The 12,088-nt window shown below is 65.3% G+C and carries 13 protein-coding genes; 10 read left to right on the forward strand and 3 right to left on the reverse strand.

The annotated features are described in order from the left end of the window. The first annotated feature begins 2 nt into the window (after positions 1-2). The 3 genes from QUE79_RS18160 to QUE79_RS18170 all read left to right on the forward strand — a co-directional run bounded on the left by QUE79_RS18160 (position 3) and on the right by QUE79_RS18170 (position 3,879). Entirely contained in the window at positions 3-1,136 is a 1,134-nt protein-coding gene (locus QUE79_RS18160) for a glycosyltransferase (protein ID WP_286344294.1), read from the forward strand. Positions 1,137-1,255: 119 nt separating this feature from the next. Further along, positions 1,256-2,707 (forward strand): CDP-glycerol glycerophosphotransferase family protein, encoded by a 1,452-nt coding sequence (locus QUE79_RS18165; RefSeq protein WP_286344295.1) that lies wholly within the window; start codon positions 1,256-1,258, stop codon positions 2,705-2,707. A gap of 38 nt (positions 2,708-2,745) precedes the next feature. Continuing rightward, complete coding sequence (locus QUE79_RS18170; RefSeq protein WP_286344296.1) at positions 2,746-3,879, forward strand: acyltransferase family protein; 1,134 nt, start codon at positions 2,746-2,748, stop codon at positions 3,877-3,879. On the opposite strand, the gene QUE79_RS18175 is transcribed toward QUE79_RS18170, so the two are convergent. Further along, the gene (locus tag QUE79_RS18175) at positions 3,864-4,592 is read right to left on the reverse strand and encodes an ABC transporter ATP-binding protein (RefSeq protein ID WP_286344297.1); all 729 of its coding nucleotides are present in this window, start codon (positions 4,590-4,592) and stop codon (positions 3,864-3,866) included. The genes QUE79_RS18170 and QUE79_RS18175 overlap by 16 nt on opposite strands. Then, the gene (locus QUE79_RS18180) at positions 4,589-5,410 is read right to left on the reverse strand and encodes an ABC transporter permease (RefSeq protein ID WP_286344298.1); all 822 of its coding nucleotides are present in this window, start codon (positions 5,408-5,410) and stop codon (positions 4,589-4,591) included. The genes QUE79_RS18175 and QUE79_RS18180 overlap by 4 nt, the downstream gene beginning before the upstream one ends. A 173-nt stretch (positions 5,411-5,583) precedes the next feature. On the opposite strand from QUE79_RS18180, the gene QUE79_RS18185 reads away from it, so the two are divergent. From QUE79_RS18185 to QUE79_RS18200, 5 genes are read left to right on the forward strand one after another with little or no spacing between them, the layout of a single operon-like run. Beyond that, positions 5,584-6,954 (forward strand): glycosyltransferase family 4 protein, encoded by a 1,371-nt coding sequence (locus QUE79_RS18185; protein WP_286344299.1) that lies wholly within the window; start codon positions 5,584-5,586, stop codon positions 6,952-6,954. Beyond that, positions 6,951-8,447, forward strand: coding sequence for a glycosyltransferase family 2 protein (locus QUE79_RS18190; protein WP_286344300.1), 1,497 nt, complete (start codon positions 6,951-6,953; stop codon positions 8,445-8,447). Before QUE79_RS18185 ends, QUE79_RS18190 begins: the two co-directional genes overlap by 4 nt. 5 nt (positions 8,448-8,452) lie before the next feature. Then, a complete protein-coding gene (locus QUE79_RS25820) occupies positions 8,453-8,662 on the forward strand; it encodes a hypothetical protein (protein ID WP_350271581.1) in 210 nt (69 codons plus the stop codon). Continuing rightward, the gene (locus tag QUE79_RS25825; protein WP_350271582.1) at positions 8,659-8,943 is read left to right on the forward strand and encodes a GNAT family N-acetyltransferase; all 285 of its coding nucleotides are present in this window, start codon (positions 8,659-8,661) and stop codon (positions 8,941-8,943) included. Before QUE79_RS25820 ends, QUE79_RS25825 begins: the two co-directional genes overlap by 4 nt. Continuing rightward, complete coding sequence (locus QUE79_RS18200) at positions 8,940-9,515, forward strand: isochorismatase family protein (RefSeq protein ID WP_286344301.1); 576 nt, start codon at positions 8,940-8,942, stop codon at positions 9,513-9,515. Before QUE79_RS25825 ends, QUE79_RS18200 begins: the two co-directional genes overlap by 4 nt. Positions 9,516-9,586: 71 nt before the next feature. Here QUE79_RS18200 and QUE79_RS18205 read toward each other — a convergent pair whose 3' ends face one another. Further along, positions 9,587-10,516, reverse strand: a complete 930-nt coding sequence (locus QUE79_RS18205; RefSeq protein ID WP_286344302.1) for an aldo/keto reductase — start codon at positions 10,514-10,516, stop codon at positions 9,587-9,589. Positions 10,517-10,601: 85 nt separating this feature from the next. Here QUE79_RS18205 and QUE79_RS18210 point away from each other — a divergent pair, with 85 nt between their 5' ends. Further along, complete coding sequence (locus tag QUE79_RS18210) at positions 10,602-11,036, forward strand: hypothetical protein (RefSeq protein WP_286344303.1); 435 nt, start codon at positions 10,602-10,604, stop codon at positions 11,034-11,036. An 89-nt stretch (positions 11,037-11,125) separates the two neighbouring features. Further along, positions 11,126-12,088, forward strand: coding sequence for a dTDP-glucose 4,6-dehydratase (gene rfbB / locus QUE79_RS18215; RefSeq protein ID WP_286344304.1), 963 nt, complete (start codon positions 11,126-11,128; stop codon positions 12,086-12,088).

Below are 12,088 nucleotides of genomic sequence, written 5' to 3' on the forward strand. Positions count from 1 at the left end.
CTGTGGCTGACGGCGCGGTGACCCAGGCTCCTTCGTTCGTCGTCTCAGTCGTCATCGCGACCTACAACGTCGCCAAATATCTACCTGAATTCCTCGCTTCGCTCGAGGCGCAGACCATTGGCATCGAGTCGGTTGAACTCATCTTCGTCAACGACGGCTCGACCGACCGCAGTGGTGAGCTCGTCGGATCGTGGGCCGCGGGCCGCGAGTCTCACGTGCGCTACATCGAGCAGACCAATGGAGGCGCAGCCGCCGCCAGAAATGCCGGACTCGAGCTTGTCACGGGCGCCTGGGTGACCTTCGCCGACCCAGACGATGTGCTGGACAGCCGCTACTTCGAAGAGGTCGAGAAGTTCATCACGCTTCATGCGCGACCGGACATGGCTGTCCTCGCGTCCCACCTCATGATCCTCGACGAGAGCACGAAGGAGTACAAGAACTCCCACGCACTGAGGGCCAAGTTCAACAAGGGAAGCCGCGTCGTCGATCTTCTCGTCGAGCCGACCGTACAGATCAGCGGAGGAACCACGTTTGTCCGCGTGTCGGATCTGCGTTCGTCGGGACTCCGATTCGATGAGCGGGTGCAGCCCAACTTTGAGGATGGCCACTTCATATCCCGGTTCTTCCTCCAGACGGACACTCACCTCCTCGGCATTATGGCGTCTGCGAAGTATTTCTACAGGACGAGACAGGACGGCTCGTCACTCATCCAGAGCAGTCAAATCAAGCCGGAGAAATACACGACCCTGCTCCGCCTCGGATTCTTGAGCCTCCTCCGAGAGGCCGCCCTGCTGGGGCCAGTGCCCCGGTGGCTCGAAAACGTCGTGCTCTACGACCTCATCTGGTACTTCAAGAACGAGATGGCCATCCGGTCGTTGACGGCTGCGGCACCCGCGGACCGCTTCGATGAGTTTCATGCGCTGGTCGGCGAGATCCTCTCACTCATCAGCAAAGACGCCATCCGGACCTTCGACCTCATGGGCGTCGATTTCATCATCAAAGAGACCCTGCTCTTCGGCTACTCGAGTGAGTCTCGTGAACCCGAGTACGTCCGGATCATGGAAGTCGACGAAGCCCGCCAGCAGGTCCACCTGAGCTACGTGTTTGCGGGCCCCCTCTCCCGGAGCGGCTCGTAGTCGATGGAGTCGCAGTAACGCCCGAGCACTCGACGATCCAAGACTTCAACTTCTACGGACGAACCCTCATGCGCCGCCGCCATCTATGGCTCGCGCGAGGGCAACGAACCGCCGTCCACGTGGCCGGACGACAGCTCTACATTTCGCGAACGGATCAGTGGGGCAATCCCGAGCACCTGACCTTCAAGCAGCTCAATCCCGTCATCGAGGCTCAACGCAAGAGAACCCGCGAGCGGTACGCGAAACCCAGCGAACGAATCAAAGACCGTCTCTCCGCCAGTCTCCGGTCGACGGTGGACTCGGGGAAGAAGCGCTTCGCGAAGCCCTCGGTGCTCGACTGGTGGTTGGGGGTGCGACTCCACTCGGGAGGAGTCCAGAACAAGTTTTCCCATGCCTGGGTTTTCATGGACCGTAACACCGATGCGAACGACAACGCGGAGCACCTCTACCGTCACGTCCGAACGCACCACCCCGAGATCAACGCCTGGTTCGTCATCGAAAAAGACACGGACGACTGGCAACGCCTCCAGGCGGAGGGCTTCCGCCTCGTCGCCTACGGCTCCCGCGAGTGGAAACTCCTGATTCTGAGCGCTGATCATTTGGCGTCGTCACACATCGACCACTACGTGGTGCGGCCACTTGACTGGCGCCGCTACGGTCTTCCTCGATTCCACTACACGTTCCTCCAGCACGGCATCACGAAGGATGATCTCTCGCGATGGCTCAACATCAAGCCGATCGATCTCTTCGTGACCGTCACCCCCGCGGAGAAGCAGTCCATCGCGGGCCCCGGCCCCTACAAGTTCAGCGACAAGGAAGTCGTGATGACCGGCTTCCCTCGACACGATTCGCTCTTGAGAAAGCGCTCAGCGCAACCTCCCGAAGGGATAGATGCCATCGTCATCCTGCCGACGTGGCGTCAAATGCTTCTGGGGCCGGCACTCCCCGGCTCCAACCGCCGGTCGAAGGGCGTGAACTTCAATGAAAGCGTCTATGCGCAGAAATACAAAGAGCTTGTTCAGTCACCTCGACTGAAGGCCATCGCCGACGCCGCAGGCAAACACATCGTTTTCATGCCCCATCCCAACATGCGACCGCATCTCGAAGACTTCTCCGTCCCTCCCCACGTGAGACTCCTGAGCTTCGCCGAAGAGAATGTGCAGGACGTCTTGGCCCGCGCACGGTTCATCATCAGCGATTATTCGTCGCTCGCATTCGAGGGCTCCTACCTCGGTGTCCCCGTCGCCTACTTCCAATTCGACGCCGACGAGTTCTTCAACGGGCTCCACATCGGTCGACGTGGGTACTTCGACTACGCCCGAGACGGGTACGGTCCCGTAACGAACAGTGTCAATGGCACCCTGGACGCACTCGAAGAATCCGCGGCCCACGATTTCGAATTGCAAGAGCCCTATCGCGAGCGAGTCGCCAGCAGCTTTCCAACGCGCGATGAAAACAATTCCGAACGAGTCGTACAAGCGATGCGGGCTCTCGACGGTGGTCCTCGCCTCATTGAGCCACGCGTCATCGATCTGGATCACAGCCGTCTGCCGGAAGGCCGCCAGGCGTGACACTGACTGGGCCCGCACGGGCCGGATGGATCTTTTAAATGGTCGAGCTCTCGCCCGCGGTATTCCGGCCTCGTAAACCGAGCGAAGTCGGACGCCCGCGTTACGCGGCCCTCGATGCCGTCAGGTTCATTGCTGCCGCGGCCGTGGTCGCGTTCCACTACACGGCGAGAACGACCTCGTCCTGGCCCGAGCCGATCTCGAGCATTGCGCCTGGCCTCGTGCGTGTGACGAAATTCGGCTATTTCGGAGTCGATCTCTTCTTCGTCGTCAGCGGCTTCGTGATCCTGATGAGCGCGTGGGGGCGCCCTTTACCAGCCTTCGTCGCCTCGCGCATCTCTCGCCTGTACCCGGCCTATTGGGTCAGCGTGATCATCACGGCCGCCGTCCTGGTCCTCTTCGGGACGGTGAAGATCACGGCGGGCCAGGTCGCTGTCAATCTGACGATGCTTCAAAGCGTGGTCGGCGTTCCCGAGGTCGATGGCGTGTATTGGACGCTGTGGGCCGAGATGCGCTTCTATATCCTCATTGGGGTCTTCCTCGTGGTCGGCATTACGACGAAGCGAATCCTCATCTTCGCAGGAGTGTGGCCGGTTCTCTCGCTCCTGGCCTTTGAGAACAATTCGCACCTTCTCCGTATCATCCTGGTCGCGCCGTACGCCGGACTTTTCGCGGGTGGGATGCTTCTCTATCTCATCGTGCGAAACGGGTCAACGGTCATTGCCTGGTTGCTCCTAGCGGCCAACGTCCTGATGACCGTGCCGACCGCAGGCGCAAACGCTGCCAGCTCCATCTTCTCGACCACGGGCCTCCACCTCTCGTCGACCACGACGTGGCTGGTCACCGTCGGCTGCTTCGCCATCGTGGCACTCGTTGTGCTGACCCCTCTCAAACGGTGGCGATGGCGAGTTCTGACGATCGCCGGCAGCCTGACGTATCCGCTCTATCTCCTTCACGAGGAGATCGGGTACGTCATAATTCAGCACCTCGCGCCCCATACTCACTGGTGGGTCGCCGCCCTGGTCGCTGCCGCGACAGCACTCGTCTTGGCCGCGCTTGTGCACTATCTCGTCGAACGGCCGTTCATGCCGATGCTTCGGCGGGTCATCAGCCGAGAGCTGGAGCGATCAGACGACGGCGAGCCGAAGAAGCAGGAGTCTCAGACGGTCAGCTGATAAGCGTCGATGACCTCTTGCGCCGGCCCGATGGTCTGCAGCTCGCCGGAATCGAGCCAGGCGACCTCGTCGCACATCTCTTTCACCGTGTTCATCGAGTGGGAGACGAGGATCACCGTGCGGCCCTCGCCCTTCATCTCGGCGAACTTGGTGCGGCAGCGCTTCTGGAATGTCGCATCGCCGACCGAGAGCACCTCGTCGACGACGAGGATGTCGGGCGTCACCGCGATGGCCACAGAGAATCCGAGGCGCACGTACATGCCCGACGAGTAGTTCTTGACCGGCTGGTCGATGAAGTGGCCCACGCCGGAGAACGACACGATCTCGTCGAACTTGCGGGTGACCTCCTTGCGCGTCATGCCGAGGATCGACCCGTTCAGGAAGACGTTCTCGCGACCCGTCAGCTCGGGGTGGAACCCGGAGCCGACCTCGAGCAGTGACGCCTGCTTGCCGTTGGCGGTGATCGACCCCGACTCGGGCCACAGGATCTTGGCGAGGCACTTCAGAAGGGTCGACTTGCCCGACCCGTTGCGCCCGATGAGACCGAAGGTCTTGCCCTGCGGCACCTCGAACGAGATGTCTTTCAGCGCCCAGAAGTCTTCGTGAACCGACTTCTTACGGCGCATCACGGTGCTCTTCAGCGAGTCGTTGCGCTCGGAGTACATCCGGAAGCTCTTCGACACGTGGTCGACGGAGACGGCGACATTGCTCACAGGAGTTCCGCCAACTTCTTCTCGTTCCGGGAAAAGACGAAATAGCCCAGCGCCAGAGAGACGGCGGCCAGAAGGATGCAGGCCAACGAGTCACTCCAATGGGGCCAGCGGTTGTCGTACATGAGGTTCCGGAAGACGGTGGAGAAACGCTCCATCGGGTTCAATTTGTAGAGGTGCAGGATCCACGGCTTGTTGGCCTTGTCGGCCGCGTTCTGCACCAGCGTGAGCGGGTAGATGATCGGCGTGAGGTACATCCACATCTGAAGGGCGATGCCGATCAGGTGCTGCATGTCGCGGAAGTGCACGTTGACGATCGCGAGCATGAGCGCGAGCCCCGTGGCGAACGCGGCCAGCATCACCATGAAGAACGCGACCACGGGGATCCACGGCCAGATGAAGGAGCCGAAGCAGGCGAGGACGACGACGAGGAAGGCCATCTCGATCATCCACGTGAAGCCGTGCGCCCCGACGGTGGCGAGCGGCAGGTTCATCCGCGGGAAGTAGACCTTCTTGATCAGGGACCCGTTCGCCACGATCGACGACATGCCGGCGTTCAGCACGGAACGGAAGAAGATCCACGGCAGCAGACCGCACATCAGCCAGAGAGGGTAGAAGTGCAGACCGCTGGGGTCGCCGACCTCGAGCCGCGCCTTGAAGATGAACGAGTAGACGATCGTGTAGATCAGCATCGTCGCGAGCGGATTGATGAGCGACCAGAGCTGGCCGAACACCGTGCGACGGTACTTGCCCTTGACCTCTCGCGCGGTGAGGTTCGCCAGCAGTTCGCGCGACGAGACCAGGTCGGTCATGTAGGTCATCAAGAAACTCCGGGAAGTGAGAGCCTTCGGGCAGGCATCTCTTAAGGGGACGAACCATTCTCACATGCTTACGGCCGTCTCGAGGTTCACACACCGTTCAGCCGGGCGCCATCTCGATGTGGTCGTATCCATAAAGGGACGTGGTATCGGGACGGGCCTTGTAGGCTCGACCGGTGCGAGTCATCTTCAGCAATCACAGCACGGCGCCCGTGAATCTCGGTGGCGCCGAGCGGTCGCTGTTGAAATTGGTCGACGATTGGGCTGCGAAGAACCCTGATTTCGAGCCGTTCTTCTTCACCAAGGCTCCGACCGGGCTCTTCACGAAGGCGCTCGACGAGCGCGGCTGGAAGTACCGCGCCTTCCGTTTCCGCGGGTGGGCGCTGCCCAGCCCGCAGCCGGCGCCCGTCGCCGAGCGGACGACGTTCGCTGCTGCCGACTATCAGGCCGTCGGAGCGATGATCGACGAGCTCGAGCGGCTGAAGCCCGACCTCGTCGTCACGAACACGCTGGTCGCACCGTGGGCCGCCTTCGCCGCGAAGACTCTCGGTCTCCCCCACGCGTGGTTCGTCCGCGAATACGGCGATCTCGACCACGACCTGAAGTTCCAAGAGGGCCGCCGACGCACTCTCGCCGACATCGGACTCCTGTCGGAAGCCGTCTTCACCAATTCCCTCGCGCTCAAGAACCACGTCGCGTCCGCGGTCGACCCGGAGAAGATCTCGGTGGTCTACCCGTCGGTCGACGCCGGCTTCGTCACCGAGCGAGCCGCGCAGGCTCCCGCTTCCACCCCGTTCCCGCAGAGCTCCCCGGGGCTGAAGATCACCGTGGTCGGGCGCGTCGAGCCGGGCAAGGGGCAGTTCCGCGCGATCGACGCCTTGGGCCTGCTCAAGGCCGACGGCATCGACGCCTCGCTCTGCCTTGTCGGATCCTGGAAGACGCCCGGCTACGACCTCGAACTCCGCGATCGCGCGACGGCCCTGGGCGTCGCCGACCGCGTCACGTTCGCGGGCGAGCAGGCGAACCCGTACCCCTACGTCGAAGCCGCCGACGTCTGCGTCACCCCGTCGACGGTGGAGGCGTTCGGGCGGACCACACTCGAATATCTGATGGCGGGACGACCCGTCGTCGCGTCGAACACCGGTGGCAGCGCCGAACTCGTCGAACCGGGCGTGACCGGTTCGCTCTTCGATCCCGACTCGCCCCGCGAACTCGCCGACGCTCTCGCCGTCTACGCCACCACGCCCGGGCTCGCCGAGGCCCACGGCCACGCGGCCAGAGCGAGCGTCGAGCGGGTGCTCGGCAGCGAATTCTCCCAGGAGGCGGCGATCACGCGCCTCGAGGGTCTGGTCGGGCAGCCGGCGTACAAGCTGCCCGAGATCTCGCGGTACTGGTTCGCACTGCCGGGCGACTACGCCTCCCTGGGAGCGACGACCGCCCGGATGGCGGCCGGGCTCCTCGCGTCGCGCCTGCGGACGCGCTCCGGCCTCGTCGGGCGGATCCTGCGCCGCCCGGGCGTCGCGACCCGGAGGATTCTCGGACGATGACGTCGGCGGGGGAACATCCGGGGCACGACGCGTCGTCGACGACGGTCGAACGGCGTCCCGTGACGATCGTGGTGCCCATCTACGACGACCTCGACGGGCTCCTCGCCTGTCTCCGCTCGCTGATCCAGCACGTCGACTTCGGCATCGACCGCGTGATCCTCGCCAACGACGCCGGGCCGAACGCCGACGTCATCGAAACGGCCGTGCTGCGGCAGATCGACGGCCATCGCGGCTTCGAATACCACCGCAACGACCTCAACCTCGGGTTCCTCGGCAACTGCAACAACGTCGTGCTCAACCTCGACCACTCGGGCAACGACGTCATGCTGCTCAACAGCGACACCGTCGTCACCGCCGGCTTCCTCGACGAGATGGCGGCCGTGCTCGACCTCTCCGAGACGCACGGGGTCGTCGCCCCGCGCAGCAACAACGCCACGATCGCGACGATCCCGCACCTGCGACGCAACCTCCACGCCCCGATGACCCTGTCGCGCACGAGCGCCGTCCACGCCGCCGTCGCGCCCCTCCTTCCCCGGTTCACGATCGCGCCCGTCGCCATGGGCTTCTGCTTCCTGATCCGACGCGAGCTGATCGACCGCTACGGGCTCTTCGACGAGCGCTTCTCGCCCGGCTACGGCGAAGAGAACGACTTCTGCCTCCGCATCAACGAGCACGGGTACGCCTCCCTGCTCGCGAACCGCGCCCTGGTCTTCCACACCGGTTCGACGAGCTTCTCCGGCGATCGCGGCCCCTCGCTCCGCTTCGCCCACGAGAAGGTGCTCATCGAGCGCTACCCGCACTACGTCGGCGCGCTGCAGCTGTACCAGCACGTCGGCCGCGACCCGGTCGACCGGTTCGCCGACGCGTTCCTCCCGGGAGATCACACCAGCAGGATCGCGATCGAGGTCACGCCCGAGGCCACGGCGGAGGCCCTGCCGTGGGCCGAACGGATCGCAGTCGGCCTCCACGAGGGCATCGCCCTCACCGTGCTCGTGCCCCGCAGCCGGCTGGCCGCGGCGAAGGCCGCCATCCCGTCGGCGACCGTGCGCGACATCTCGACGGCCCGCGAGGTCTTCGACGTCGTGGTCGGCGCCGGTGCCGTCACGAGCCTCAGCCGCCTGCTGCGCCTCAACGAGCTCGCGCCGCGGCTCGTGGTGGTCGACGCCGACATGCCGCGCGACGCCCGGTGGGCTCGGCGCGTGGCCGGTAGCCAGGAGGAGGCCGTGAGGCGCCTCAGCCGCGAGTACGCCGACCATCGCGTCGCCTCTCACACGGTCGAGTCGGTCGTCGAGGCGCTGCACGTCATGAGCGCCAGCAGGATCGACGTCGAGACCCTTCGCCGCCGCTGGTCGCGACTCATCGACATCGGCGCCGCCGCCGGGCTCACCATGTATCCCAAGCGGGCGACCCTCCGTCGCCGCGCCGCTCTGCTGGCCGCGTCGCGGACGCCGCGGATCACCCGCTGGCTGCGGTCGGTCTTCATCCGGGCCTAGGGACGATGCCCTCCGAGGCCTTCCGCCTCCGTCCTGCCACGCCCGACGACGCCGGGTGGATGGCGGAGCTGCGCGCCGTCGTGATGCGTCCCGACCTCGAGAGGCTGGGGCGCTTCGATCCTGCGCGCGTGCGCTCCCGCTTCCTCGACGGCTACTCCCCGGCAATACCACCGTCGTCTGCGTCGACGACGAGCCCGTCGGTCTCATCGCCGTGAGACCCGAGCAGGACTCCCAGTGGATCGAGCACTTCTACCTCGCCACCGAGCACCAGGGTCACGGCCTCGGCGGCGCCGTGCTCGAGGCGATTCTGTCGACGCACCGCGACGCACGGCCGTTCCGTCTCGACGTCCTGCGCGGCAGCGCGGCTCGGCGGCTCTATGCCCGCCACGGCTTCGTGTTCGAACACGGTGACGCCGTCGACGAGTTCTGGGTGGAGGCATCGACCGGCTCGGTGCCCGAGGAGAACGAGGAGAAGTGCGCTAAACCGGAATCATGACCCTCAGCACCCTCGATCCCACCACCGCCCTCATCGTCGTCGATCTCCAGAACAGCGTGACGACGATTCCCGTCGCCCCGCACAGCGCTGACGTCGTCGTCGAGAACAGTCGTCGACTCCTCGACGCGTTCCGCGCCAGGGGGCTCCCGGTCGTCCTCGTGAACGTCGACGGTCGCGCTCCCGGCCGGACGGAGGGTGCGCCCCGCCCAGCGGCGAGCGCGGAGCCGCCCGCCGACCCGACGGGCTTCGTGGCGCGACTCGACCGGAGGGAGTCCGACCACGTCGTCACGAAGCGCACCTGGGGCGCCTTCACGCGCACCGACCTCGAGACCCACCTCAGGAGCCTCGGCGTCACCCAGGTGGTCGTCACGGGCATCGCCACCACGGCGGGCGTCGAGTCGACGGCCCGGCAAGCGCACGAGGCCGGATTCCACGTCGCTCTCGCCACCGACGCCATGACCGACATGAGCGCCGAGGCACACGAGAACAGCGTCACGAGGATCTTCCCGCGCCTCGGCGAGACGGGCACAACCGACGAGATCCTGGCTCTTCTCGAGGTTTCGGAGCACTGACGATCCACGGGTTCGCCGTCGGTCCGCTCGCTCGAGCGGATCGACGGTGAACCCGTAAATCGGGGGCGCCGCTAGGGCAGGATGTGCCCGGCGGCCGTGAACAGGCGGTACCACTCCTGCCGCGTGAGGGGCAGGTCAGAGCCGGCCGCAGACGCCCTGACGCGCTCGCGGTTCGTGGTGCCCAACACGACCTGCATGCCGGCGGGGTGCCGCGTGATCCACGCCACCGCGATCGCTTCGGGCTTCACGTCGTATTTGGCGGACAGCTCGTCGATCACGTCGTTCAGTTCGCCGTACGCCTCGCGGTCGCCCAGGAACACGCCGTCGAAGAAGCCCTTCTGGAAAGGCGACCAGGCCTGCAGGGTGATGTCGTTGAGGCGCGAGTAGTCGAGGATCCCGTTGTCGCGATCGATCGACTGGTCGAGCCCGGCCATGTTCGCGGCGACCCCCGCCGTGATCAGGTTGGCGTGCGTGATGCTGAGCTGCACCTGGTTGACGATGAGCGGCTGCGAGACCGATCGCTTCAGCAGCTCGACCTGCATCGGCGTGTGGTTCGAGACACCGAAGTTCGTCACTTTTCCGCTGGCCTTCAGAGCGTCGAAGGCGGCAGCGACCTCGTCGGGCTCGACGAGGGCGTCGGGGCGGTGGAGCAGCAGGATGTCGAGGTGCTCGAGCTGGAGGGCGGCGAGCGACTCGTCGACGGACTCGAGGATGTGCTCGGTCGAGAAGTCCCAGTAGCCGTCGGCCAGGCCGACCTTCGACTGAACGATGACCTGCTCGCGCTCGGCCGGGCTGAACGTGATGGCTTCGCCGAAGCGGCGTTCGCACTCGTGCAGCGGCGTGCCGTACACGTCGGCATGGTCGAAGAAGTTGATGCCGGCGTCGCGGGCCTCCCCCACCAGAGCGCGGATCTCGTCGTCGGTCAGGGGCTCGATCCGCATCAGGCCCAGGATGATGTTGGAGGCGGGGGTGGTCGTGTTCGTCAACGTCGTCGTCTTCATGACTCCATTGTTCACCCCCGCGGGTGGCAGACGCACCGCGGGGAGGAGGCCTAGGATTTCCTTCACCCGATGAGTGGAGATCGCGATGAGGCGAATCCTTCCCGTGACGGCGATCCTGATCGCCCTGACGTTCGTCGCGGGCTGCTCGGTGGTCTCCACCGGAGTGATGCCTCACCCGTCACCGACGAGGGCTGCCGCCTCGAATCGGTCCGCGACGGGCGCGCTCATCTCGGCTCTGGCGTCCTGCGGGCTGTTCCCCGATGACGACGGCGTTGAGCTCGGCGACAAGGTCGCCCTCGCCCTGGCGAGCCAGCCGCACGGAGAGCCGACCGACGTCGACGCGGTCACCGCTCGCTGCACGCTGACCGCCCTCGGACTCCCGGCGAAAGAGGGCGAGCTCTTCGACACGACAGCCGCCACGGGCGGCTACCAGACGCTCCAGTGGGGCCGGTGGTCGGCGTCGCTGCGGGTGAAGGACACCCTGCACTTCGAGGTCGATGTCTTCGCGGTGCCCAGCTGACACACGGTGTGCCGGATCACGCCGCTGGAGCGCCCCCTGAGCTGCCGGTAGCATCGTGGTCACGCCCGCGAACGGAGAAAGATCACATCATGCGCATCCTCGTCACCGGCGGTGCCGGTTTCATCGGCTCCAATTTCGTCCGACGCACCCTCGAAGACGCCTACCCCGGCCTCGAGGGCGCCGACGTCACCGTCCTCGACGCCCTCACCTACTCGGGCAACCTCGAGAACCTCGCATCGGTCGCCGACTCGCCCCGATACCGATTCGTCGAGGGCGACATCCGCGACGCAGCCCTTCTCGACACCCTCTTCCCCGAAATCGACGCGGTCGTCCACTTCGCCGCCGAGTCGCACGTCGACCGCTCCGTGCGCGACGCCTCGATCTTCGTCGAGACCAACGTGCTGGGCACCCAGCAGCTGCTCGACGCGGCCCTCCGCAACAACCTCCAGCGCTTCGTGCACGTCTCCACCGACGAGGTCTACGGCTCGATCGCCGAAGGGTCATGGGCAGAAGACCGTCCCCTCGAACCGAACTCGCCCTACTCGGCGTCCAAGGCCGGCAGCGACCTGCTCGCCCGCAGCTACCACCGCACCCACGGCCTCAACGTCTCCATCACGCGCTGCTCCAACAACTACGGGCCCTACCACTTCCCCGAGAAGGTCATCCCGCTGTTCGTCACGAACCTCATCGACGACAAGCACGTCCCGCTCTACGGCGAGGGCGACAACATCCGCGACTGGCTCCACGTCGACGACCACACGCGCGGCATCGCGCTGGTGCTCGTCAACGGCCGCGCCGGCGAGATCTACAACATCGGCGGCGGCACCGAGCTCACCAACAAAGAGCTCACCCAGCTGCTGCTCGACGCCACCGGCAAAGACTGGTCCTTTGTCGACCGGGTGCAGGATCGCCTCGGCCACGACCTGCGCTACTCCGTCGACATCTCGAAGATCCGCACCGAACTCGGCTACGAACCCCAGGTACCGTTCACGCAGGGGCTGGCCGACGTCGTCCAGTGGTACCGCGACAACCGCACCTGGTGGGAACCCTGA

Origin of the sequence: Frondihabitans sucicola (assembly GCF_030296615.1) — a bacterium.
GTDB lineage: Bacteria > Actinomycetota > Actinomycetes > Actinomycetales > Microbacteriaceae > Frondihabitans > Frondihabitans sucicola.

What these genes read in the sequence shown, in the direction of transcription:
- QUE79_RS18200 (WP_286344301.1), top strand. Translation starts at nt 8,940, where the DNA reads ATGACCCTCAGCACCCTCGATCCCACCACCGCCCTCATCGTCGTCGAT.
- QUE79_RS18210 (WP_286344303.1), top strand. Translation starts at nt 10,602, where the DNA reads ATGAGGCGAATCCTTCCCGTGACGGCGATCCTGATCGCCCTGACGTTC.
- QUE79_RS18205 (WP_286344302.1), bottom strand. Translation starts at nt 10,516, where the DNA reads ATGAAGACGACGACGTTGACGAACACGACCACCCCCGCCTCCAACATC.
- QUE79_RS25820 (WP_350271581.1), top strand. Translation starts at nt 8,453, where the DNA reads ATGCCCTCCGAGGCCTTCCGCCTCCGTCCTGCCACGCCCGACGACGCC.
- QUE79_RS18190 (WP_286344300.1), top strand. Translation starts at nt 6,951, where the DNA reads ATGACGTCGGCGGGGGAACATCCGGGGCACGACGCGTCGTCGACGACG.
- QUE79_RS18180 (WP_286344298.1), bottom strand. Translation starts at nt 5,410, where the DNA reads ATGACCTACATGACCGACCTGGTCTCGTCGCGCGAACTGCTGGCGAAC.
- rfbB (WP_286344304.1), top strand. Translation starts at nt 11,126, where the DNA reads ATGCGCATCCTCGTCACCGGCGGTGCCGGTTTCATCGGCTCCAATTTC.
- QUE79_RS18170 (WP_286344296.1), top strand. Translation starts at nt 2,746, where the DNA reads ATGGTCGAGCTCTCGCCCGCGGTATTCCGGCCTCGTAAACCGAGCGAA.